Raw genomic sequence first — 23,211 nt, forward strand, 5'->3', positions numbered from 1 at the left:
TGGAATGGCCGGGAGCGATGTCGTAGAGCAGCAGGAACAGCCCTGGAACCGCCGGCGGCTGCGCAGCACCAACGAGCGGCTGCTGCTGGACCGGTTGCGCGCCCAGGGTGCCGCCTCGCGCGCCCAACTGGCGCGCGAGACCGGCCTGTCGAAGCCGACGGTGTCCAGCGCGCTGGCCTCGCTCGCCGGCGCCGGCCTGGTGCACGAGGTCGGCACCCACGCCCCGGAGCGCGGCCGCACCGCCGTGCTCTACGCCCCCGACCCCGCCGCCGGGCACGCGCTCGGCGTCGACATCGGCCGGGGCTGGCTGCGGGTGGCGGTCGCCGACCTGGACGGCACGGTCGTCGCCCGCTGCGACGTACGCAACCGCGCCCGCACCTCCGGCGCGCTGGCCGACCTGGTCGTGGGCACCGCTCGCCAGGCGATCACGGGCTCCGGGGTGAATCCGGCCGAGGTGGTGCACGGGGTGGTCGGCACGCCGGGTGTCTACGACGAGAAGCAGCGGCGCGTGCGGTACGCGATGCATCTGCCGGGCTGGGGCCGGGCGGGGCTCGTCGACCGGATCCGCGAGGAGCTGGGCGTACCGCTGGAGGTGCACAACGACGCCAACCTCGCCGCGCTCGGCGAGTACACGTACGGCGTGGGCACCGGCAGCCGGCTGTTCGCGTACATCCTCATCGGCACCGGTCTCGGCATGGGCGTGGTCAGCGAGGGGCGGCTGTTCACGGGGGCGCGCGGGCTGGCCGGCGAGATCGGGTTCCTGCCGTGGCCGGGCCGGCACAAGCCTGAGCGGCTGGAGGACGCGGTGTCCGGGGTGGCCGTGGTGGAGGCCGCCCGGCGGTTCGGGATGAGCGGGCAGCTCACGGCGAAGACCGTCTTCGACGCGGCCCGGCAGGGCAGTCCGGCGGCCAGGCAGGCGGTGGAGCTGGAGGCCGAGCGGATCGCGCACACCGTGGCGGCGGCCGCCGCCGTGCTCGACCCGGACCTCGTGGTGCTCGGCGGCGGGGTCGGCCACAGCGTCGACCTGCTGCTGCGGCCGGTCCAGGAGCGGGTGCGCACCCTCACCCCGCTGCGCCCGCGCATCGCCCCGAGCCGGCTCGGCGAGGACGCGGTGCTGCTGGGCGCGGTGGCCACGGCGCTGGACACGGCCCGGGACCTGGTGTTCGAGCGCAGGGCGGCCGGCACGCACTAGTCATCCGACCGGCCGCCCGGTCGAAGTCCCGCTCCGGCCAGGGTCATTGACACGCCCCGTGCGGCGCCCTAGCGTGACCGGAGTTAGTAAAGTTTCCTAACTTTACGAGCGAGCCTGGAGACCGCCGTGTTCCCTCGCCCCACCCCCTCGGCACGCCGGTACGCCGCCACCGCGCTGGTCCTCGGCCTGCTCGGCGGCTCGCTGACGAGCGGCGCCTGGGCCGGCGCACGGCAACAGCCGCCACCGGCCCCGGTCACCCGCGTCGCCTCGGCGGCCGGCACCGGCACCGCGCTCACCGGCTACGCCATCCAGTCCTCGGCGAAGGTGACCGACGCCGCCGCCACGGTCTCCTCCCCCGGCTATCCGGCGACGGGCTGGTATCCGGCGGGCGCCCGCTCCACGGTGCTCGCCGCGCTGCTCGCCGACGGCGTCTACGCCGACCCGTTCTTCTCCACCAACCAGCAGAAGATCCCGACGGCCGACTTCCAGGTCCCCTGGTGGTACCGCGCCGACTTCACCGTCCAGGACACCTCCCGGCGCACCTACCTCGACTTCAGCGGGGTCGTCTCGGCGGCCGACGTGTACGTCGACGGCCACCGGGTCGCGACCACCGAGGACGTCACCGGCGCCTACACGCACCACGAACTGGACGTCACCTCGCTGGTGCGGCCCGGCACGAACACGGTCGCCTTCCGTATCCGGCCCAACGACCCGGCCAAGGACCTCACGACGGGCTGGATCGACTGGCTCCAGCCGCCGCCCGACCGGAACATGGGCATCGTCCGGGACGTCCTGGTGCGCAGGGGCGGCCCGGTCGCGCTGCGCGACGCACACGTGGACACCAGGCTGGCCGTGCCGTCGCTGGCCACCGCCGACCTGACGGTGACGGCACAGGCCCGCAACGACACCGGCGGCCCGGTCACGGCCGACGTCACCGGCACCCTCGGCACGACCACCTTCACCCGCCGGGTCCCGCTCGCCGCGCACGAGACGAAGACCGTCACCTTCTCCCCCGCCGACACCCCGGGCCTGCACCTGACCGCGCCGAAGGTGTGGTGGCCGGCCGGGATGGGCGGGCAGCCGCTGTACGACCTGGGCCTCACCGCGTCCGTCGCCGGTACGACGTCGGACACCGCGCACGAGAGCTTCGGCATCCGCGACGTCCAGGCACCGCTGAACACCGACGGCGCCCGCCGGTACCGGATCAACGGCCGCCCGCTGCTGATCAAGGGCGGCGGCTGGTCGCCCGACGAGTTCCTGCGCTGGGACAGCCGCTACGTCGAGGACCGGCTGAAGTACGCCGTCGACCTCGGCCTGAACACGATCCGCCTCGAAGGGCACCTGGAACCGGACGAGTTCTTCGACCTGGCCGACCGCTACGGCGTCCTCACGCTCCCCGGCTGGGAGTGCTGCGACAAGTGGGAGGGCAACGTCAACGGCGCCGACGAGCCCGGGGAGCCGTGGACCGACGCCGACTATCCGGTGGCGAAGGCGTCCATGGCCGCCGAGGCCGCCCGGCTGCGCGGTCACCCCAGCGTGATCTCCTTCCTGATCGGCAGCGACTTCGCACCCGACGCGAGGATCGAGAAGACCTACCTGGACGCCCTGAAGGCGGCCGACTGGCCGGACCCCGTCGTCTCCGCAGCATCGGACAACTCCTCGCCGCAACTGGGCCGTTCAGGCCTGAAGATGACCGGACCGTACGACTGGGTGCCGCCCGGCTACTGGTACGCCAAGCGCGAGGGCGGGGCCACCGGCTTCAACTCCGAGACCAGCGCGGGCCCGAGCATCCCCACCCTCGACACCCTGCGCCGCATGCTCACCCCGGCCGAGCTCGACACCCTCTGGCAGGATCCGGGCGCCCGGCAGTACCACCGCTCGCCGTCCTCCGTCTTCGGCACGCTGAAGATCTACGACAACGCCCTCACCGGCCGCTACGGCGCCCCGAAGGGCCTCGCTGACTACGTCCGCAAGGCCCAGCTGGCCCAGTACGAGGACGTCCGGGCCCAGTTCGAGGCGTACGGGCGCAACGCGACGGATACCTCGAAGCCCGCGACCGGGGTGATCCACTGGATGTTCAACAGCGGCTGGACGTCCCTGCACTGGCAGTTGACGGACCGGTATCTCGACCAGGGCGGCGCCTACTTCGGCGCGAAGAAGGCGAACGAACCGCTGCACATCCAGTACGGGTACGACAACCGCCAGGTCGCCGTCGTGAACAACCGGCACGACGCCGCGCACGGACTCACCGCACGGGCCGCCCTCTTCGACCCCGACGGCACCCAGAGGTACGCCGCGTCGGTGCGCGACGTCTCGGTGGACGGCGACGGCGCCCACACCACCCCGCTGACCCTCCCGGCCTCGGTGAGCGGACTGGCGCGCACGTATCTGCTCCGGCTGGACCTGACGGACGCGACGGGCAGGGAGGTGAGCCGGAACGTGTACTGGCTGTCCACCCGCCCCGACACCCTCGACTGGTCCGGCACCACCTGGTACTACACGCCGACGACGAGCTACGCGGACCTCACCGGGCTCGCGTCGATGACTCGGGTGCCGGTGTCGGCGACGGCGGCCACGACCGCCTCGGAGGGGACCTCGACCACGACGGTCACCCTGCGCGGCACCGGGAGCGGGAGGACCCCGGTCCTGCTGGCGGACGTCCATCTCGTGGACGCGCAGGGCAGGCCGGTGCTTCCGGTGCGCTGGTCGGACAACGAGGTGAGCCTGTGGCCGGGCGAGTCGGTGACGCTGACGGCCACCTACCGGACGGCCGACCTGCACGGCTCGGCGCCGGGCGTGCGGGTCTCCGGCTGGAACACGCCCGAGCGGACGGTTCCGGCGGGATGAAGGGGACAAGGGTGCGGGGACGGGCTCCAACGGCCCGCCCCCGCAGTGCTGTTCGGCTCAGGCGACGTCGAGCGCGGTGTCGTCCACGACGAACGAGGTCTGGTACTTGGAGCCCTCGGTGCCGGTGAACTTCAGGGTGACGGTCTGCCCGGCGTAGCTGCTCAGGTCGAAGCTGCGCTGGGTGTAGCCGGAGGCCGCGTTCAGGTTCGAGTACGTGGCCAGGGTGCCGAGGACCGTGCCGGAGCCGTTCAGCACCTGCACCTTGAGGGTGTCGTAGGCGGTGCTGGTGGTGGTCTCGGCCGTGTCGATGTGCAGGTAGAAGCCGAGCTCGGCCGAGGTGCAGCCGGACGGGATGCTCACCGACTGGGAGAGGGTGTCGGTGGTGGCGGTGCCGTTGCCGTCGAGCCAGGCGTAGTACGAGCCCGAACGGGCGGCCTCTCCGCTGGAGTTGGTGATGACACCGCTGGAGGCGCTCCAGGTGGAGTTGCCCGACTCGAAGCCGTTGTTGCCGAGGAGCTGGGCGGCGGTGCAGGTGCCGGTGCCGCCGCCACCGGTGCCGCCGCCTCCGCCGGTGCTGGTGCCCGAGCCGGCCAGCCAGGCGGTGGCGTTGAGCGCGAGGGCCGCGTTGGTGGCGCTGGAGTCGTTCCAGCCGTCGTACAGGGTGTTGCCGGCCTGGCCGGTGCCGTCGTCGATCGGGGAGCTGTCGCCCCAGTAGGCGACGCGGCCGCTGCCGAAGGTGCTGGTCAGGAAGAAGGCGCCGGTGTTTCCGGAGTAACCGGTGCGGTAGAGCAGGCCCTTGACGGCGGAGTTGTCGCCGGGCTTGAGGGTGGCGGTGGTGCCGTTGGCGATCAGGCTCTTGGTGACGGTCCCGAAGGAGCCGTGCAGGACCGGGTCGGTGCTGTCGCTGATCGCGGCCGGGTGGTCGGAGCTGATGTTGAGCGAGTCGATCGAGAAGCCGAACGGGTCGCTGGAGTCGACGCTGTTGTTGGTCATCAGATCGTTGAGGATCTGGACCGAGTCGTAGCCGTCGTTGTTGCGGTCCGAGCCGGTGTGGTCGGAGATCATGAACAGGCCGCCGCCGTTCTTCACGAAGTTCATGATCGCCGTCTTCTCGGCGCTCGTGAACAGCGTGTTGGGCTCCGGCAGGACCAGCGTGTCGAAGTTCGACAGGTCGGTCGAGGACGAGCCCCCGTAGCTGAGGCTGGAGCCCGACGGCAGCGTCTTCAGGCTGTAGTCGCCGGTCTTCTGGAGCGCCACGCCCCAGGAGGACAGGGCGCCGGTCCAGTCGGTCTCGGCGGACGGGGAGGAGTTCTCACCGAGCGGGTCGGGCTGACTGGTGGAGATGATCCAGTCGGCGTTGCCTGCCGTCTCGGCGTGGGCGTTGTCGAACAGGACGCGGTGCGTGGTGGCCGCATGGGCGGGGGTGCTGCCGCTGCCGACCTGGACGGCGGCTCCGGTGAGGAGCAGCCCGAAACCGGCCAGGGCGGTGGTGAGTCTGCGGCGGGATCTCCTGGATCCAAGCATCCGGCGAACCTCCATGAGGGGTGGGGAGAGGCGGTTGGGGGGCCGCCAAATCTGCGCGCGTAGAGCCGGGTTGAGGGTTCTACACGCGTGGACTGTTTGAAAGGTACATGGCATGACAGCCCGGTGAACAGAAAGTCCCGGCAATGAACGGACGGGACCTCTCCCCGCCCCCGCCCGGCAGGAGCGCCCTCAATTCCCGTACAGATATGGGGTGGTGGTGCTCAGTGTGCGGAAGCCGAGGCGCTGGAGGATCGGGCGGCTCATCGGGGAGGCGTCGACCTGGAGATAGCGGTAGCCGTGGGCGGCGGCCACGCGGGCGCGATGGGCGACCAGGGCGCGGTAGAGACCCCGGCCGCACCAGGCCTCGACGGTGCCGCCGCCCCACAGTCCGGCGAACGGGGTGCCGGGCACCAGCTCCATGCGGGCCGCGCTGACCGGTTCGTCACCGGCGAGCGCGGCCACGGCGACGACCGTGCCGGGATCGGCGGCCAGCCGCGCGAGCAGCCGGTGGCGCAGCCGCGTACCGTCGGTACCGAAGGCCTTCTCGTGCACGTCCACGACGAGGTCGACCCCGGCCTCGTCGGCGGCCTCCACGAGCCGGACACCGGCGGGCGGTTCGGCGTCCAGGGCGAGCCGCGCGGTCTCGGCGACGAGCAGCGTCTCCTCGGGCTCGGCCCGGAATCCCGCGGCGGTGAGCCGGGCACCCAGGTCGGCCGGCCGGTCGTGGCCGTAGAGCTTCCACTCGAAGTCCCGGCCCAGGGAGGTGAAGCGGGCGATCTGGTCGCGGATCGCCCGGTCGGCACCGGCCTCGTCCAGGTCGCTCCAGAGCACGCCGTTCCAGCCGTGGGCGTCCGCGACCTGCCGCACGACCGCGCCGGCCCGCTCGACCCGGGCGCCGGGGCCGTCGGGGCGCGCTCGCTCGCGCACGTCCCGGTCGTAGAGTGCGAGCACCGCCGTGTGATCCATGCGCCCAGCTGAGCAGATCGGCTCCCGCCGGGCAACGGAATTGGCCGTACGACAGCTCCGTGCGGCCGTACGACCGCCCGGTCCGGCCGTGTGGCGCGCTCTTGCCCGGAGGCAAAGCCGCCGGCCGGGCCGGTCCCGGTGGCCGTAACCTGCGCCGCCGGACATCATGCGGTCAGGAGGTCGGTGGACGATGGTGAAGGACAGTGAGCTGGGGCATCTGCGCCGCTGCGTGGAGCTGGCCGTCGAGGCGCTGGAGAACGGTGACGAGCCGTTCGGGTCGGTGCTCGTGGCGGCGGACGGCACGGTGCCGGCCGAGGACCGCAACCGGGTGGCCGGCGGCGACCACACCCGGCATCCCGAGTTCGAGCTGGCGCGCTGGTCGGCCGCGCATCTGACGGCCGAGGAGCGGGCGGGCGCCACCGTCTACACCTCCGGCGAGCACTGCCCGATGTGCGCGGCCGCGCACGCGTGGGTGGGGCTCGGCCGCATCGTGTACGTCGCCTCCTCCACCCAACTCACCGCCTGGTCGGCCGAGTCAGGTGCGCCGCAGGCGCCGGTGCGGCCGCTGCCCGTCCAGGAGGTCGCGCCCGGCGTGGCCGTGGAGGGGCCGGTGCCGGAGCTGGTGGACGAGGTGCGCGAGCTGTACCGGCGCCGCCTACGGTCGTAAGTCCCCCTGCCGTTCAGCCGAGTTCGAGGGTGGTCACGCCGACCACGCGGTGCCGGGCGTGTTCGCGGACCGGGCCGGTGTACATCCGGGCGGTCTCGAAGGAGGCGCGGAATCCGGCCTCTTCGGCGAGAGCGATGCCGGCCGCGTTCGGCTCGGGCACGTCGATGGCCACCTCGCGGCCTTCGGCCTCGGCGGTGAGGGCGGTGAACAGGGCCCGGGCGTCCTCGGCGGTGTCGGCGAACAACGGGCCGATGCGCAGGCTGTCGTGGCCGGGGCGGAGCACGCCGTACCCGGTCGGACGCCCGCCGTCGTGGCGGACGAAGGCCCGGTGGCCGGGGCCGGTGAGCCACTCGGTGAGGAAGCGGGGCCGGTCGGCCGGGTAGCAGACGCTGTCGTAGGCGGTGAGGGCGGCGAGATCGCCGGGACCGGCCGGGCGGACGTCTCCGGGCACCTCGCCCTGGGGCGCGATGCCGGTGAACCGGATGGTGCGGTGGGCGAGTTCGAAGCCGGACTGGCGGTAGTTGTCCTGCTGGGCGACGACTCCGTCCAGGCCGACGGTGCGGCTCCCGGCGTGCGCCAGGGCGGTCTTCCAGGTGGTGAGGCCGTGGCCGTGGCCGCGCAGGTCGGGGCGGACCAGGTAGCAGCCCAGGAAGGCGTACTCCTGGCCGTAGTTGACGACCGAGATGGCCGACACCGGCTCCCCGTCGATCCGGCCGAGGAAGAACCCTTCGGGATCCTGCGCGAAGAACGCGGGCCCGTCGGACACTCCGGGGTTCCAGCCCTCCGCCGCCGCCCATGCGGCGATCATCGGCCAGTCGTCGAGTGTGGCCTGCGTGACGACGAGGTCGTGGGGGGCTGCAGGGGTCATCGGTGCGCTCCATTTCCGTCGGGACCGGGCTGCCGTCCCGCATCCTTCCGGATCGACGGGGGCCGCGCCATGACAAGATCGGCCGTTGCTCGACCGCGCGCCGCGCGCAGCAGCGCGGGTGCCGTCACGACGACGAACAGCCCGAAGAGGGTGATCGGCAGCAGCCCCACCGGCCGCAGCACCGCCCAGGGATGCGCCGTCACCCAGGGCCAGTTGACGTACCAGTTGGCGAGGACGTCCAGTGTCATCACGGCGGCCGCCAGCCGAAAGCCCCAGGGGCGCAGCCACAGGGTCAGGGCGGCGGCGAGCGGGTCGAGGGCGACCAGGGCGACGAAGAACACCTGCAACGGCAGTGGGCCGACGGCGGCATAGACGTGCAGGCCGCCGCGGGCCAGATCCAGCGCGTGGTAGCCGGTGCCCTCCAGGAACCCAGCGGCGTAGAGCACGAGAGCCGCCCGCGCCCGGCGCGGCAGCGCCCGCCATCGCCCGCGTATGCCGTCCGTCACCGGGACAACGTACTGCACACGATCAAGCCCCACCGGGCCGGCGTCCGGTGGGGCCCTCGCCGGGTGCCGGGAGGTCAGCGGGTGCGGCCCGGGCGGAAGCGGCGGTAGAGGACCGCGCCGCCGAGCAGGAGCGCGGCGCTGCCCGCCGCGGCGGGGAGGGTCGCGTCGCTGCCGGTGTGGGCGAGCGTGGAAACCGACGGCTCCGGCACGGGTGCGGGCGGGACGGTGCGGTGCCGCACGGGCGCCGGCGGCGGGGTGTGCGGGTGCCGGGGGGTGCGGGGGTGGCCGACGGGGCCGTTGACGGAGGTGTTGCCGACGGCCGGGTTGCCGATGCCGACCACGTTGACGCTGTTGCCGCTGATGTTCACCGGCAGGTCGACGGGGAGCTGGACGCCGTTGCCGGAGAGCACCCCGGGCGAGTCATGGGCGGCGCCGTGGGCGGCGGCTCCGCCGGACGTGGCCGCGCGGTCCTTTGGGTGGCCGCCGGTGTTGGCGCAGCGGTTGCCCATCGCGGGGTTGAGCAGTCCGACCACGTCGACGGTGTTGCCGCACGCGTTCACCGGCAGATCCACCGGGAGCTGGATGCCGTTGCCGGAGATCAGCCCGGGCGAGCCGGCCGCGATGCCGTCGGCGGCGCTGCCGTCGGCCGCGAAGGCGGCGGACACCGGCAGCGCCACGGCCATCGCTCCGGAGGCGGTGACGAGGGCGATCACACCGTTTCGGGTAGCCCGTCTCATAGGTTCCCTGCCTTCCAGACATCGTCGCGGGCACTCACCCGCACCCCGTAAAACGCAGGTGAACCATCCGAGTTATGGCGTATCGGTCTTTCACCCCGTCGAGCGACACTGTTATCGAACCGCACGTAAAGCCGCTCAATGATCGATATCAGGGAACATAAAACGCGAATCGTACGACACCGAAGGGCTGCCCGCCCGCCCGGAGGCGGGCGCCGCAGGGCCCGCTTATGGTGATCCGAGGGCGCCGTCCCCCGGTCCGCGACAGGCGTCCCGGGAGGCGATCGATGCTGGCCAAGCCGACCACACGGTCCGCCGTGCGGCGCTGCGCGGGGGCCGGATTCCTCGCCCTGGCGCTGCTCGGCGCCGGACTGCCCGCGACCGCCGCCGCCCGGCCGCAGCCCGACCTGTCCCGGTTCTACCGGCAGAAGCCGACGTGGTCGTCCTGCGACAGCCCGGACATGCCGAAGGACCTCCAGTGCACCGCGGTCACCGTCCCGCTCGACTACGCCCGTCCGCGCTCGGGAACCCTCGACATAGCCCTGGCCCGCTACCGGGCGACCGGCCCCTCGCACGGCTCGGTGCTGCTGAACTTCGGCGGTCCCGGCGGTGCCGGGATCAGTGAACTCGCATCGGACGGGCGGGAGTTCATGGACCTGACCAACGGCTACGACGTGGTCACCTTCGACCCGCGCGGCGTCGGCCGCTCCTCCCCCGTCAGCTGCGGCGAGGGCGCCGGCGAGGCCTCGGACGCGGCGGACGACAGCGCCGGCCTCGACCATCCCCAGGAGCTGCTGCGGCAGTTGAAGCTGGCCGCCGCCGAGTGCGCCCGGCACTCCGGCCCGGTGCTCGCCCACATAGGCACCGTGGACGCCGCCCGCGACCTGGACGTCATCCGCCAGGCCCTCGGCGACAAGAAGCTCAACTACCTGGGCTTCTCCTACGGAACCCGGCTCGGCGCCGTCTACGCGGCCGAGTTCCCGCACAAGGTCGGACGGTTCGCCCTCGACGGCGTGGACACCCTGACGGAGCCGCTGTCCGAGCAGGGAGTGGCGGGAGCCGAGGGTCAGCAGACCGCGCTGGACGATTTCCTGGACTGGTGTACGACGGACGTCGCCTGCCCGTTCGGCCAGGACCGGCGTGCCGCCGGGGAGCAGATCGTGCGGCTGGTGCGCTCGCTCGACGCGCACCCGGTGCCGACGGACCTCGGCGGCAGCCTCTCCGGGCAGGACCTGGTGGGCGCCATCGGGCAGGGCCTGTACAGCAAGGAGCTGTGGCCCTCGCTGGAGCGGGCGCTGGCCTCGCTGACGCAGGAGGGCGACACCCGGGGCGTGCTGGCCTTCGCGACCAGCGGCTCCAGCCTGCCCGTGCGGTCGGGCGCGGCGGCGTCGGCGGCCTCCGGCGGGCACCACAGGAAGGGCGGCATCGTCGATCCGCAGGACGTCCCGGCGGACAACCTGACGGCCGCGCTGATGGCGATCAACTGCGCGGACGACCCCGACCGGCCCACCGCGAACCGGATCGTCGCGGACCTGAAGAACCTGCTGGCCCGGTACGAGCAGGCCTCCCCGGTCTTCGGCCGCTACCGGCTGACCCAGCTGCTCATGTGCTACGGCCGCCCCAGGGGCACCGACTTCGTCCGCGACCGGGTCAAGAACGTCGGCACCGGTGACATGCTGCTCGTGGGCACGCGCGGCGACCCGGCGACGCCGTACCGGTGGACCGTGGAGACGGCCGCTCGGCTGGGGTCGCCGGCGGTGGTGCTGGACAACAAGGGCGACGGCCACACCGGGTACACCTCCTCCACGTGCGTGCACGAGACGGTCGACGACTTCCTGCTGTACGGCTCCCTGCCACCGAACGGCAGCTCCTGCCCGGCCGACGGGAAGGCCTGGAGCGACGCCACGGACTCCGGCGACTGACGACAGGCGCGCCCCGGCGGCCCGCACCCCCGCACGTGACCGCGACAGGGAGAGGCCATCATGCGCATCCGCGCCGCCCTCGCCGTACCCGCCGCCTCGGCCGCCGCGGCGGCCCTGCTGCTGACCGCGGCGCCGGGCCGGGCCGCCACCGCGACCGGCACGGCCCCTGCCGAACACGCGCGGACCGCCCGCTGCGCTGAGTCGTCGCTGACGGTCCGGGCGAGGGCCGTGCCCGGCCGGCCGGGCACGGTGCGCATCAGCGTCACCAACCGCGGCACCCGCGCGTGTGCCGTCGACCGGGTGCCCACGGTCACCTTCGGGGACGTGGACGGGGCGGCCGTGCCGGTACCGGCGGGCGGCACCGGCGACCACCGGCTCGCGGCGGGCGAGGGCGCCTACGCGGACGTGCGCACCATCCGTGACCCGGCGGACCCCGAGGCCCGCCGGGCGGACGGCCTCACCGTGGCCGCCTCGGCCGCGCACGCGGGCCGCACCTTCACCGCCGGCCGGCTCGGCACCGGGACGCGGGTCCTGGTGTGGGAGCCGGTGACGACGTGGTGGCAGCCGAGCGCGGCGGCCGCGGACCGGGCCATCGGTCTCAGCTGAGGACCAGCTCCGGCGCGTAGGCGTCCAGCCACAGCGCGAAGTCCAGCGTGCGCTCCAGACCGCGCCGCTCCGTCTGGTTGCTGACCGGGGTGTCGCGCTCGGCGGCCGCCCGGACCCGCTCCCGGTCGAGCAGGTCGAAGACGGGGTGCGAGGGCCGGGAGAGCAGGTCCTTGACCTGCTCGCGCAGCGCGACGGCGTACAGCGGGTCCTGGGTGGAGGGGTACGGGCTCTTCACGCGGTCGTACACCGAGCGCGGCAGGACGTCCGCGGCCGCCTCCCGCAGCAGGCTCTTCTCCCGGCCGTCGAAGGACTTCACGGCCCAGGGCGCGTTGTAGACGTACTCGACCAGGCGGTGGTCGCAGAACGGCACCCGGACCTCCAGGCCCACGGCCATGCTCATCCGGTCCTTGCGGTCGAGCAGGACGCGCACGAAGCGGGTCAGATGCAGATGGCTGATCTGCCGCATCCGGTACTCGAAGTCGCTCTCGCCGTCCAGCCGGTCGATCGCGGCGACGGCCGTACGGTAGCCGTCGGCGATGTAGCTCTCCAGGTCGAGGGACTTGGCCAGGTCGGTGCGCAGGACGTCGGTGTCGTCGCCGAAGTGCCGTCCGAAGCGCACCAGCCACGGGAAGGTGTCGGCGCGGCGCGCGTCCTCGTCGAAGAACTGGAGGTAGCCGCCGAAGACCTCGTCGGCGGACTCGCCGGACAGGGCGACGGTGGACTTCTCGCGGATGGCGCGGAAGAGCAGCAGCAGCGAGGAGTCCATGTCGCCGAGGCCGGACGGCAGATCGCGGGCGCGGATCACCTGCTCGCGCACGGCGGGGTCGGCGAGGGACTGGGAGTCGAGCACGATGTCCTGGTGGTCCGTCTTCGCGAGCCGGGCCACGTCGTGCACGAAGGGGGTGTCGGGGGTGCCGCGCAGTTCGTCGGCGATGAAGTTGTCGGTCTGGCCGACGAAGTCGACGGCGAAGCTGCGTACCTTCTCGCCCTGTTCGGCGAGTTGGCGGGCGGCGATCGCGGTCATCGCGGAGGAGTCGAGGCCGCCGGAGAGCAGGGTGCAGCGCGGCACGTCGGCGACGAGCTGGCGGCGCACGATGTCGTCGAGCAGGGAGCGGACGGTGGCGATGGAGGTGGCGCGGTCGTCGGTGTGCGCGAGGGTCCGCAGCCGCCAGTAGACGCGTGTGCCGATGCCGGTGCGGCCGACGGTGACGACGGTGCCGGGTTCCACCTCGCGCATGCCGTCCCAGATCGCGTGCCCGGGCGTCTTGATCATGACGAACAGCTCGCGCAGGCCGTCCAGCGTGACCCGGCGGCGGGCCAGCGGGTTGGCGAGGATCGCCTTGGGCTCGGAGCCGAACAGGACGCCGTCGGCGGTGGGGTAGTAGTAGAACGGCTTGATGCCCATGCGGTCGCGGATCATCACGAGCTTGTCGTGACGGCCGTCCCAGACGGCGAAGGCGTACATGCCGTTGAGGCGTTCGGCGACCTGGTCGCCCCATTCGAGGTAGGCGTGCAGGACGACCTCGGTGTCGGAGTCGGTGGTGAACCGGTGCCCGCGGCCTTCGAGTTCGCGGCGCAGCTCGGTGAAGTTGTAGGCCTCCCCGGAGTAGACCATGGCGACGTTCCCCTGGGGCGTCGACAGGGACATCGGCTGCCGGCCGCCGGGAAGGTCGATGATCGCAAGACGGCGGTGGCCCAGGGCGGCCGGGCCCTCGGACCAGGTGCCGCGGTCGTCCGGACCCCGGCAGGCCATCGTCTCGGTCATTGCATCCAATGTGGTGGCCTCGACGGTCAGATCACGATCGAAGGAGACCCATCCGGTGATGCCGCACATGTGCTACCTCCTGCCTCCGGTTCGCGCCCGTACCCCGTGCTCACCTGCATTGTCTTTATGAGAGACGGATTCCGGTCGAGGAACCAGTTGTATCGAGCACCTACCAGTCGAGCGTCCGTCAGTTGCCCGAGGCAGTCAATGTGGGCGTAACACGGACGGCCCCCTCACCCCACGCTTTCGGCCGCTTTTTGCCCGCGCGAAATCCGGTGAGGCCCGTCCTGCCGGGCCACGGCCACCACGAACCGGCCACGGGCAAAGACTTCACCATGATTGCGGCGTCACGGCGCGGTGGGCGGCTCCCAGCGGGTGAGCGTCCGCAACGCCCCGGCCGCCCGGCTGAAGCCGTCCGCGCCGAGCGCGGCGCGCAGACCGGCGTTGAACCGGTCGACCTCCGGCCCGGCGGCGGCCAGCGCCGCGGCACCGGCCTCGGTCAACTCCAGCACCACGGCGCGGTGTTCGCGGGGGTGGGCACGCCTGTCGAGCAGACCGGCGGCGGTGAGCCGGGTGACGAGCGCGGTGACGCCGGACTCGCGCAGGCCCAGGTCCGCGGCGAGTTCCCGCTGGGTGATCCCGGGCCGGTCGCGCACCGCGTACAGCGCGCCGAGCTGCGCCGAGGTGATCCCGGCGGCGGCCAGCAGCCGGCGGTCCGCGGCGGTGCGCAGCTGGTGCGCGGCCCGCTGGAGCAGGAAGAACAGGCGCTGGTCGGGCTCGGGACGGACGGGCTCGGACATGGGCCGATGTTGACAGAGGCGGCGGACCGGCGCCACCCTCACTTCACTAGTGAAGTGAATCGGGAGAGCGAGGCGTGCCGTGCACGACATCCCTGACCTGTCGGTCGCCCGGAAGGTCCTGGCCGCACAGCCCTTCAGCGCACTGCTCGGGGCCCGCCTCGTGGCCTTCGGCGACGGCGGGGCGACGCTCGAAGTCGACATCCGCGAGGAACTGCTCCAGCAGTACGGCTTCCTGCACGGCGGGGTGCTCGGCTACGCGGCCGACAACGCGCTCGCCTTCGCCGCGGGCAGCGTGGCCGGGTCCCGGCTGATCACCGCCGGGTACAGCATCGACTACCTGCGCCCGGCGCGGGGCGCGACGCTGCGCGCCGACGCCCGGGTGATCCGGGCGGGGCGCAGCCGGGTCGTGTGCCGCTGCGACCTCTCCACGGTCGACGACGACGGTACGCGGACCCTGTGCGCGGTGGCCCAGGGATCGATCGCGGTGGACGTGCCGGCCGTACCCGCCGCCACGGCCTGACCCGGGAACCACCCTCCTGCCCGGCGGGCTTGCCCCGAATGCCCCATCCGTGAATCGGTCCTATCGTGCTGTCATGGAGCACGCACTGAGTCCCGCGACCCTGGCCGAACTGCGGCGCCCGCGTCCCTACCCGGCGGTGTCCGTGCTGACCCCGACACACCGCCGCGAACCGGACAACGGGCAGGATCCCGTCCGGCTGCGCAATGTCCTCACCGAGGCGCGCAAACGCCTGGAGGCCGACCCCGCCGTCACCCGTGAACGACGCAACGACGTCGAAGCCCAGCTCGACCGGGCCCTGTCCGAGGTCGACCTCGCGCACGCCGAGGACGGCCTGGTGATCTTCGCCGCCCCCGGCGAGCACCAGGTGTGGTCCCTGGCCCGCACCGTCCCCGAGCGGGTGGTGCTCTCGGACACCTTCCTCACCCGCAACCTGGTCGCCGCACAGGCGGCCGAGCGGCCGTTCTGGGTGCTGTCGGTCTCCGCGGACCGCGTCAGTCTGTGGAGCGGCGGCGAGGGCCGCGTGGTGGCCGACGACTCCGGCGGCTTCCCGCTGGAGCGACCGGAGCGGAACTTCGACCCGGAGCGCCAGGAGCAGATCGGCGACACGCCGAGCGCGTACCGCGACGAGGCCACCCGCCAGTTCCTGCGCGACGCCGACACCGCCATGGCCGCGCTCCTGCGCGAGCAGCCCCGGCCCCTGTACGTCACCGGCGAGCAGGCGGCGCTGTCCCTGCTGGACGAGGCGGGCAGCGTGGCCGGGAACGCCGTCCAGGTCCCGCACGGCGGCCTCGCGCACGCCGGTCCGGAGGCCGTGTGGCAGGCGTTGCGGCCGGTGCTGGAGGCCGAGGCCCGCAGGGACACCACGTCCGTCATGGGCGAGCTGACCGCGGCACGCGGTCACAAGACCTACGCGGCCGGTCTGGACGAGCTGTGGCAGAGCGCCCGCGAGGGCCGGGTACGGCTGCTCGCCGTCGAGGAGAACTTCCGGGCGACCGTCAACGACCTCGGCGACCATCTGGTGCCGGCCGTGTCCGGCGACCTGGAGGCCCGCGAGGACATCGTCGACGAGATCGTCGAGCAGTGCCTGGAGACCGGCGCGGACGTCCGCTTCGTACCCGACGGCGCCCTGGGCGACGCCGACGGGATCGCGGGCGTGCTGCGGTACTGAACCACTCCCCCGGCGGCGCTCCCCGCGCGGCGTACGCTACGGCGTGATCGTCGGCGTAAGGGAGCGCGCGCATGGGTGACCTGCTGGGTGTGGCGGTACTGGGTGCGGGGCACATGGGGGCCGATCACATACGACGGCTCGATCAGGTGGTGAGCGGTGCCAGGGTCGCGGCCGTGGCCGACCCGGACGTCGAGCGGGCGAAGGAGGCGGTGGCCGGCCTCGCCGGAGTGAGCGTGCACACGGACGCCGAGGCCGCGCTCGACGCGCCCGGTGTCGCCGCCGTGCTCATCGCCTCACCCGGCCCGGCGCACGAGGAGGCGCTGCTCGCCGCGTTCTCCCGGGGCCTGCCGGTGCTGTGCGAGAAGCCCATGGTCCCGGACGCCACCGGCGCGCTGCGGATCGTGGAGGCCGAGGCGCGGCTGGGCCGCCGGCTCGCGCAGATCGGCTTCATGCGCCGCCACGACGCCGAGTACCGGCGGCTGAAGGCGCTGCTGGACGGCGGCAGCCTCGGCCGGCCGCTGATGCTCCACTGCACCCACCGCAATGTCTCCTCGCCGCCCGGCTTCACCAGCGCGATGCTGGTCAACAGCTCGGTCTCGCACGAGATCGACGCGGCCCGCTGGCTGCTCGGGCAGGAGCTGACGGCGGTGACCGTGCTGCGCCCCACGCCCTCCTCGGGTGCCCCGGCCGGCCTGCTCGACCCGCAGTTCGTGCTGTTCGAGACCGACCGGGGCGCGCTGGTGGACGTCGAGGTCTTCGTGAACTGCGGCTTCGGCTACCAGGTGCGCTGCGAGGCCGTGTGCGAGAAGGGCAGCGCCCGGATCGGCGACGAGCACACCATGGTGGTCACCGCCGGCGGCGCCGCCCGCGAGGAGGTGGCGCAGGACTACCTCGTGCGCTTCGCCGCCGCCTACGACCGCGAGGTGCAGGCATGGGTCGACGCCACCCGGCGCGGCGAGGTCACCGGCGCGAGCGCCTGGGACGGCTACGCGGCCTCCGTCGTCGCCGAGGCGGGGGTCCGGGCGCTGGAGCACGGCGGCCGGGTGGCCGTCGCCCTCGCCCCGCGCCCGGAGCTGTACGACGTCCGCGCCGGGGTCAGCCGCTGACGCTCGCGGCGCCCGTCTCCAGGTGCCCGGTGAGCCGGCGCGACCAGGTCGCGTCGGAGTCGACGGTCACCGTGAAGTCGTACCAGCCGTTCTGGTACGCGACGGCGTTGAAGAAGTCCTCCGTCGAGGCGCCCGCGGCGACGGTGTAGGTCCAGGGGCCGTCGCCCCGGTAGTGGTCCGAGGTGATGGTGAACGTCACCGACGACGACCCGGAGTTGGTCATCCTGATGTAGAGCGCGACCTTGCCGGTGCCGGGCTCGACGGCGTAACGGGCGCGAATCTCGGCCGACTTGCCCGCCTTCGTGGCGTCCCCCTGGAAGCGGCGCAGGAAGCGGTTGGGGCCGACCATGGTCAGGTCGTACTGCCCGCCCCCGAAGCCGGTCCCGATGTTGAAGAAGTCGGAGGCGGTGCCGCCCGCGTCGACCGTGTACTGGTACGGCGTGGTGTCGCGGTAGGCGTTCGGGTGGATGGAGAAGTGGGCGGCGCGGGAGGCCGGGGTGCCCTGGTTGGTCATGGTGAACCAGGCGAGGGTCTTGCCCGCCGCGTCGAACTCCAGGTGGTCCAGGTAGCCGTTCGGCTGGTACGGCAGCGCGCGGGCGGGCCGGGTGCCGGGCTCCTGGGCGGGCAAGGCGTTGTCCGTCGGCACCGGATTGGGCAGCGGTCCGCAGGTGTTGATGCCGATGACGCCGGTCGCGGGCAGCGAGACCGCGCCGTGGACCGGGTTGGCGAAGTCGAAGACGCCGGTGAGGTCGCCGCTGACCTGTCGCCGCCAGTCGCTGATGTTGGCGCACCGCACGGGCGTGCCGAGCGCGGTCGTCCAGTTCTCCAGGAAGCGCAGCACCGAGGTGTGCTCGAAGACCTCCGAGGAGACCCAGCCGCCGCGCGTCCAGGGTGAGATGACGATCATCGGCACCCGGAAGCCGAAGCCGTAGGGCACGCCGTTCAGGAACTCCCCGGCCGTGCCGGCGGGCGGCGCCGGCGGGGGCACGTGGTCGAAGTAGCCGTCGTTCTCGTCGTAGTTGAGGAACAGGACGGTCGAGTCGAAGACGTCCGGGTCGGCGGCGAGGGCCTGGTAGACGAGGTTGACGAAGTGCGCGCCGTCGCCGGGCGGGGCGTAGGGGTGCTCGGAGAAGCCCTGGTTGGGGACGACCCAGGAGACCTGGGGGAGGGTGCCCGCGACGACGTCGGCCTTGATCGCGGCGGCGATGTCGTCCGGGGTCGAGCCGGTCACGCCCGGCACCGAGGACATGCCCCGGTCGTGCAGCGGGTCGCCGGGTTTGGCGTTCGCGAAGTTCTTGAAGTAGGCGCAGCCGTTGTCCCCGTAGTTGTCGGCCGCGTTCTGGTAGACCTTCCAGGACACCCCGGCGGCCTGGAGCGCCTCGGCGTAGGTCTGCCAGGTCAGGCCGGACTCGTCGCCGCCGTCGTAGGAGGAGGAGTCGACCTTGCCGCTCCACAGGAAGGTGCGGTTGGGGCCGGTGGCGCTGAGGGTGGAGCAGAAGTAGGCGTCGCAGATGGTGTAGTTGTCCGCGAGCGCGTAGTGGAACGGGATGTCGGAGCGGTCCAGGTAGCCGAGCGAGCGGACGTTGCCGACGCCCGCGACCCAGTTGTCCATCCGGCCCTTGTTCCAGGCGGAGTGCTGGGAGGACCACGAGTGCGGCAGGTCGCCGTTGCACTGGGCCAGCGTCTCGCCGTCCTTGCCGCCGGCGGACGGGGTCGCGCTCAGCTTCCACGGGTACTGCCGGCCCAGCCCGTTCGGCTGGTCGAAGACCGGGTATCCGCCGCCGAGGGTGATGCCGCTGCGGTCGTCGAAGCCGCGCACGCCCTTGAGACGGCCGAAGTAGTGGTCGAAGCTGCGGTTCTCCTGCATGAGGATCACCACGTGCTGTACGTCCTTGATCGTGCCGGTCGCCGTGGCCGCTGCGGCCGACGCCGTACGGGCGGTTCCGGCGCCCAGCGCCACACCCGCCGCGACGGACGCGCCCAGTCCCACGAAGCCTCTGCGGCTGATCGGTGTCATTCGCCCCGTCCTCGTCACCGGTGCGCCCGTGCGGCACACCGCGCGACAGGGTGCACGGAGTGATCGTCAGGGTCCATACCCGTGCGGTGAGGCGGAGGTGAACAAAAGTCAAAAGACGTAGGCGTCGCTCACACCCCGCCGAACAGAGCACTCAGTCCCCGTTCCACCACCCGCGCCACGTCCTCCTGCCCGGGCGCCACCGCCGCGTAGGTCCGCAGCAGGAACCGGCGCAGGGCCGGGGTCTGGAACTGGAGCAGGGCCATCCCGTGGGGCGAGTGGAACTCCAGCACCGTCCGGGTGCGGCCGTACGGCCAGATCTGTACGTCCCCGTGACCAGCCGGGGCGCGCAGCCCGTCGTCGAGCAGGGAGCGCGCGAAGGTCCAGGTGACGTCCTCGCCCTCCAGGGACGCCTCGGCGGGGAAGTCGACGAAGACGGCCAGCGGATCGTCGGCGGTGTACCGCAGGGTGGCCGACACCGGGATCTCCTGATCCTCGGCCGTGATGAGCCGGGCGAGCACGGGCTGTTCGACAGTGGTCTCCATGTTTATATGGAGTGCGCGGGGGCCCTTCGCATGCCGCCAAATCCGGTCAGAGTTCGATGAGTACAGGCCGCTCGGCCAGGCAGACGAACACAGGAGCGTCGAACACACGCGTGAGCGCGACACGAAGATCGCCCACACGGGTCAACTCTCGTAGGACTCCTACGACTTGCCCTGTCCGACGCGTACGTCATTCGTATCCGCGAATCACTCCGGGAAGACTCTGGCATATGCCGGAAGCACCACCGTATCGTGTGTTGCCAAATCCCTTACAGGGCGTCGCGGGCTGTGCCACAGTCGTAGCGGTCCCCCGTCCTGCCCTGGTCGTATCGTCCCCCTTCGGAGTGCGTCATGCCGTCCCCAGTCTCCGCGGGCCGCCCAGCCGCCCAGCCCCCCGGGCGCGGCTCGGTCGAGGCGCTGATCACGCAGACGCGGCGACTCAAGGGCGACGTGGACGCCGTACGGCGGGACACCCGGACCGACGGCGCGGACCCCGAGGAACGCTGGCAGCGCGCTCTGTACGACCTCGCCCTGCACCAACTGGACGATCTGGACGCCCACTTGGCGCAGCTCCGGGACGGCCCGGACCCCGCGCCGTCCGCTTCCGCCGAGCCCGCCCCGGCCCGGCCCGGCGCAGAGTCCGGGCCGCGCACGGCCCCGTCCGACCTCCCGCACGGATCGCTGCTCAGCCGGGTCGGCAGCGCGGAGTGGAACCTGCTGACCGACGAGGCGACCTGGTCCGGCGAGCTCTACCAGATCCTCGGCCGCGATCCGGCCGACCCCGCCCTCACCCTGGACGAGCTGCCCTCGCTGGTCCTGGAGGAGGACCGGCCGAAGCTGACCGGGATGGTGACGGGCTGCCTGGTCGACGGCAGGCCGATCGACGGCGAGTTCCGCATCGCCCGGCCCGACGGCTCGGAACGCACGGTGCACATGATGGGCGAGCCCGTGCTCGGCGCCGACGGCGGCACCGCCTCGATGTGGGCCGTGCTGCGCGACGTCAGCGAACTGCGCCGCACCCAGCGGACGGTGCGCGAGACCCGTGACTCGCTGCACCGTCGGCGCACGCAGGAACAGACCGAGCACCGGATCGCCGCCGAGGTGCAACAGGCCGTGCTGCCGCCCTGGCTCGGCTCCCTGCGGCTGCCGCCCCCGGGACCGAGCCCCCTCGACCTCGCCGCCCAGCGCCTCCCCGCGGCGGCGAGCACCCTGATCGGCGCCGACTGGTACGACGCGCTGGACCTGCCCGGCGGCGAGACCCTGCTCAGCGTCGGCGACCTCACCGGACACGGGGTCGCCGTCGCCTCGGGCATGGCGATGCTGCTCGGCGCCGTGCGCGGCATGGCGCTGGCCGGCACCGGTCCGGGTGAACTCCTCGGCATGCTCAACCAGTTACTGGACGCCACCGTGCAGCCCGCCCTGGGCAGCGCCGTCTGCTGCCGCTACCGGCCGAAGACCCGCACCCTGGTCTGGGCACAGGCAGGACACCCCGCCCCGCTGCTGTACCGCGGCGGGACGGGGCGGATGCTGACCGCGCCGGACGGCGTACTGCTCGGCGCGACCTCGGGTGCCGTCTACGGGCAGGCCGAGGAGGCTCTGCGGCCGGGCGACGTCCTGCTGCTGCACACCGACGGGCTGGTACCGGGGCAGACCACGACGGCGGCCGTGGACCGGCTGCTCGCCCTCGGCCCACGGTTCGGCGCGGCGTGCACCGCGCAGGACTGTGTGCGGACGGTGGTCGAGGAGTTCGGCGGAGCCGGGCGCGAGGACGACGCGTGCGTGCTCGTCGCCAGAATCACCGCGTGAACCCGGGTATGTCGAATCAACCGGTACAACCGCTGTAACCGGTAAGGGAACTGTGCGCGCGGGCTCCCTGTGCCCGTGCGCTCACGCCTCGGCGCTGCTGCCCTTGGCCCTCGGCCTGGGCAGGGCGCTCCTGATCTCCTCCCGCAGTTGGTGGATCTTCGGGTACTCGGCGTACTGGGCGGTGAGCTGGTACATCTGGCGCAGCCGGTCCCAGGTGCGACGCGAGGAGTTCGACCCCATCGACATCAGGGCCAGCCGGGCGAAGCGGTCGGCCTGTTCCGGATCGTCGGCGATGAAGCAGGCCGACGCCATGGAGAGATGGTCGAAGATCTTCGACCGCTCCCGCCCGTCGACGCGCAGGGCGAGCGCCTTCTCCGCGTAGTACTGGGCGTGCGCGGCCGCACTCGGGTCGAAGTCCGCCAGCGTGCGGTAGGCGAGGGCCTGCATGCCGTACAGGTCCTCGTCCTTGAAGGTCTGCATCCAGTCCGGCGTTTCCACGTCCTGCCGGTCGGCGACGAAGAGGTCCTCCGCCTGACCGAGCGTGCGGCGCATCGCCTGGCCCTTGCCCATCGAGGCCTGCGCCCAGGCCTCGATGGTGTGGAACATCGCCTTCGTACGCGGCTGGAGACGGTCTCCGGAGCCGGTCTGGGCGAGCTTCATCAGGTCCAGGGCGTCGTCGGGCCGGCCCAGGTGCACCATCTGCCGGGCCGCCCGGGACAGGGCCTCCCCCGCGCGGGGGCGGTCGCCGCCCTCGCGGGCGGCATGGGCGGCGATGACGAAGTACTTCTGCGCCGTGGGCTCCAGGCCGACGTCGTGCGACATCCAGCCCGCGAGGACGGCGAGGTTGGCCGCGACGCCCCACAGGCGGCGCTGGAGATGGGGTGGATGGTGGTAGGCGAGCATGCCGCCCACCTCGTTGAGCTGGCCCACGACCGCCTTGCGCTGAAGCCCGCCGCCGCGGGCCGCGTCCCAGGCACGGAACACCTCGACCGAGCGCTCCAGCTCCTCCACCTCCTGCGATCCGATGGGGGCGGCCTCGTAGCGGTCGAACCCAGCGGGGTCGGCGTGCAGGGGGTCGTCGAGGACGGGGGCGTCGGCCTTCAGGGCCGGGTCGGTGTGCAGCCAGTCGTGCATGGAGCTGCTGAGTGTGGATCCCGCGGCGAGCGCGGCACCCGCGCCCACCAAGCCGCGTCGGTTGAGCATGAGGTCCATTCCCGTGAATTCGGTGAGGACCGCGGCCGTGCGTTCGGGCGCCCACGGCACGCCGTCGGGATGTTCCTCGATCCCGCCGTCCTGCCGTTTCCCGTTACGCCCGTGCCGCACCAGACCGAGGTCCTCGATGGTCACGACACGGCCGAGACGCTCGGTGAACAGGGCCGCCAGCACCCGCGGCACCGGATCGCGCGGGATCTCTCCCATGTCGATCCAACGCCGCACCCGGGAGGTGTCGGTCGACAACTGGGGGTGGCCCATGGCCGCCGCCTGCTTGTTGACCAGCCTCGCGAGTTCGCCCTTGGACCAGCCGGCCAGGCCGAACAGGTCCGAAAGGCGGGTGTTGGGTTGTCCGCTCACTTCAAGCCCCCAGGTTCTCGGCTGACTTGACAGTAGCCCGGTGGAGGTTGCCGAGCGACTATTCGCCACGGTTCGCCAGGGTGCGC

General features: G+C 72.5%; 19 protein-coding genes. 9 read left to right on the forward strand and 10 right to left on the reverse strand.

All coding sequences use genetic code 11. The features are described from left to right. Nucleotides 1-4 precede the first annotated feature (4 nt). Together AC4OXY_RS09820 and AC4OXY_RS09825 are read left to right on the forward strand one after the other, a co-directional pair. Nucleotides 5-1,192 carry an ROK family transcriptional regulator gene (locus AC4OXY_RS09820; protein ID WP_491993696.1) on the forward strand — a complete coding sequence of 396 codons (1,188 nt, stop codon included), beginning with the start codon at nt 5-7 and terminating at the stop codon, nt 1,190-1,192. Between the two features lie 126 nt (nt 1,193-1,318). Continuing rightward, nucleotides 1,319-4,039, forward strand: coding sequence for a glycoside hydrolase family 2 protein (locus tag AC4OXY_RS09825; protein WP_491993697.1), 2,721 nt, complete (start codon nt 1,319-1,321; stop codon nt 4,037-4,039). Nucleotides 4,040-4,096: 57 nt separating this feature from the next. On the opposite strand, the gene AC4OXY_RS09830 is transcribed toward AC4OXY_RS09825, so the two are convergent. Together AC4OXY_RS09830 and AC4OXY_RS09835 are read right to left on the reverse strand one after the other, a co-directional pair. Beyond that, nucleotides 4,097-5,563 carry a hydrolase gene (locus AC4OXY_RS09830; protein WP_491993698.1) on the reverse strand — a complete coding sequence of 489 codons (1,467 nt, stop codon included), beginning with the start codon at nt 5,561-5,563 and terminating at the stop codon, nt 4,097-4,099. A 189-nt stretch (nt 5,564-5,752) separates the two neighbouring features. Continuing rightward, entirely contained in the window at nt 5,753-6,529 is a 777-nt protein-coding gene (locus AC4OXY_RS09835) for a GNAT family N-acetyltransferase (protein WP_491993699.1), read from the reverse strand. Nucleotides 6,530-6,719: 190 nt separating this feature from the next. Between AC4OXY_RS09835 and AC4OXY_RS09840 the strand changes: the two genes are divergently transcribed. Beyond that, a complete protein-coding gene (locus AC4OXY_RS09840; RefSeq protein WP_491993700.1) occupies nt 6,720-7,196 on the forward strand; it encodes a nucleoside deaminase in 477 nt (158 codons plus the stop codon). A 13-nt stretch (nt 7,197-7,209) separates the two neighbouring features. Here the strand turns inward: AC4OXY_RS09840 and AC4OXY_RS09845 are convergent, their stop codons facing one another. The 3 genes from AC4OXY_RS09845 to AC4OXY_RS09855 all read right to left on the reverse strand — a co-directional run bounded on the left by AC4OXY_RS09845 (nt 7,210) and on the right by AC4OXY_RS09855 (nt 9,283). Further along, nucleotides 7,210-8,064 carry a GNAT family N-acetyltransferase gene (locus AC4OXY_RS09845; protein ID WP_356032295.1) on the reverse strand — a complete coding sequence of 285 codons (855 nt, stop codon included), beginning with the start codon at nt 8,062-8,064 and terminating at the stop codon, nt 7,210-7,212. Continuing rightward, nucleotides 8,061-8,570 carry a hypothetical protein gene (locus AC4OXY_RS09850; protein WP_362820899.1) on the reverse strand — a complete coding sequence of 170 codons (510 nt, stop codon included), beginning with the start codon at nt 8,568-8,570 and terminating at the stop codon, nt 8,061-8,063. The genes AC4OXY_RS09845 and AC4OXY_RS09850 overlap by 4 nt, the downstream gene beginning before the upstream one ends. A gap of 74 nt (nt 8,571-8,644) precedes the next feature. Beyond that, nucleotides 8,645-9,283, reverse strand: coding sequence for a chaplin (locus tag AC4OXY_RS09855; protein WP_491993701.1), 639 nt, complete (start codon nt 9,281-9,283; stop codon nt 8,645-8,647). 308 nt (nt 9,284-9,591) lie between these two features. On the opposite strand from AC4OXY_RS09855, the gene AC4OXY_RS09860 reads away from it, so the two are divergent. Both AC4OXY_RS09860 and AC4OXY_RS09865 read left to right on the forward strand, forming a co-directional pair. Beyond that, nucleotides 9,592-11,226, forward strand: coding sequence for an alpha/beta hydrolase (locus tag AC4OXY_RS09860; protein WP_402067459.1), 1,635 nt, complete (start codon nt 9,592-9,594; stop codon nt 11,224-11,226). 60 nt (nt 11,227-11,286) lie between these two features. Further along, nucleotides 11,287-11,832, forward strand: coding sequence for a DUF4232 domain-containing protein (locus tag AC4OXY_RS09865; RefSeq protein ID WP_491993702.1), 546 nt, complete (start codon nt 11,287-11,289; stop codon nt 11,830-11,832). Here the strand turns inward: AC4OXY_RS09865 and asnB are convergent. Both asnB and AC4OXY_RS09875 read right to left on the reverse strand, forming a co-directional pair. Beyond that, entirely contained in the window at nt 11,825-13,666 is a 1,842-nt protein-coding gene (asnB, locus tag AC4OXY_RS09870; protein WP_356032307.1) for an asparagine synthase (glutamine-hydrolyzing), read from the reverse strand. The two genes, AC4OXY_RS09865 and asnB, sit on opposite strands and share 8 nt — an antisense overlap. Nucleotides 13,667-13,944: 278 nt before the next feature. Then, nucleotides 13,945-14,397 (reverse strand): MarR family winged helix-turn-helix transcriptional regulator, encoded by a 453-nt coding sequence (locus tag AC4OXY_RS09875; RefSeq protein WP_356032309.1) that lies wholly within the window; start codon nt 14,395-14,397, stop codon nt 13,945-13,947. 79 nt (nt 14,398-14,476) lie between these two features. Between AC4OXY_RS09875 and AC4OXY_RS09880 the strand changes: the two genes are divergently transcribed. From AC4OXY_RS09880 to AC4OXY_RS09890, 3 genes are all read left to right on the forward strand, one after another. Beyond that, nucleotides 14,477-14,917 (forward strand): PaaI family thioesterase, encoded by a 441-nt coding sequence (locus AC4OXY_RS09880; protein WP_362820903.1) that lies wholly within the window; start codon nt 14,477-14,479, stop codon nt 14,915-14,917. Between the two features lie 73 nt (nt 14,918-14,990). Next, the gene (locus AC4OXY_RS09885) at nt 14,991-16,085 is read left to right on the forward strand and encodes a baeRF3 domain-containing protein (RefSeq protein WP_362820904.1); all 1,095 of its coding nucleotides are present in this window, start codon (nt 14,991-14,993) and stop codon (nt 16,083-16,085) included. Nucleotides 16,086-16,156: 71 nt separating this feature from the next. Beyond that, the gene (locus AC4OXY_RS09890) at nt 16,157-17,191 is read left to right on the forward strand and encodes a Gfo/Idh/MocA family protein (protein WP_491993703.1); all 1,035 of its coding nucleotides are present in this window, start codon (nt 16,157-16,159) and stop codon (nt 17,189-17,191) included. Here the strand turns inward: AC4OXY_RS09890 and AC4OXY_RS09895 are convergent. Next, on the reverse strand, nt 17,181-19,208 hold the full coding sequence (locus AC4OXY_RS09895) for a phosphocholine-specific phospholipase C (RefSeq protein WP_491993704.1): 2,028 nt from the start codon (nt 19,206-19,208) through the stop codon (nt 17,181-17,183). The two genes, AC4OXY_RS09890 and AC4OXY_RS09895, sit on opposite strands and share 11 nt — an antisense overlap. Before the next feature lie 128 nt (nt 19,209-19,336). Continuing rightward, nucleotides 19,337-19,750: an SsgA family sporulation/cell division regulator gene (locus AC4OXY_RS09900; protein ID WP_356032319.1), complete on the reverse strand. Its 414-nt coding sequence runs from the start codon at nt 19,748-19,750 to the stop codon at nt 19,337-19,339. 348 nt (nt 19,751-20,098) lie between these two features. On the opposite strand from AC4OXY_RS09900, the gene AC4OXY_RS09905 reads away from it, so the two are divergent. Further along, nucleotides 20,099-21,553: a PP2C family protein-serine/threonine phosphatase gene (locus tag AC4OXY_RS09905; protein ID WP_362820907.1), complete on the forward strand. Its 1,455-nt coding sequence runs from the start codon at nt 20,099-20,101 to the stop codon at nt 21,551-21,553. An 81-nt stretch (nt 21,554-21,634) separates the two neighbouring features. On the opposite strand, the gene AC4OXY_RS09910 is transcribed toward AC4OXY_RS09905, so the two are convergent. Continuing rightward, nucleotides 21,635-23,125 carry a DNA-binding protein NsdB gene (locus AC4OXY_RS09910; protein WP_356032323.1) on the reverse strand — a complete coding sequence of 497 codons (1,491 nt, stop codon included), beginning with the start codon at nt 23,123-23,125 and terminating at the stop codon, nt 21,635-21,637. Nucleotides 23,126-23,211: the final 86 nt, after the last annotated feature.

Source organism: Streptomyces sp. HUAS MG56 (assembly GCF_058673395.1).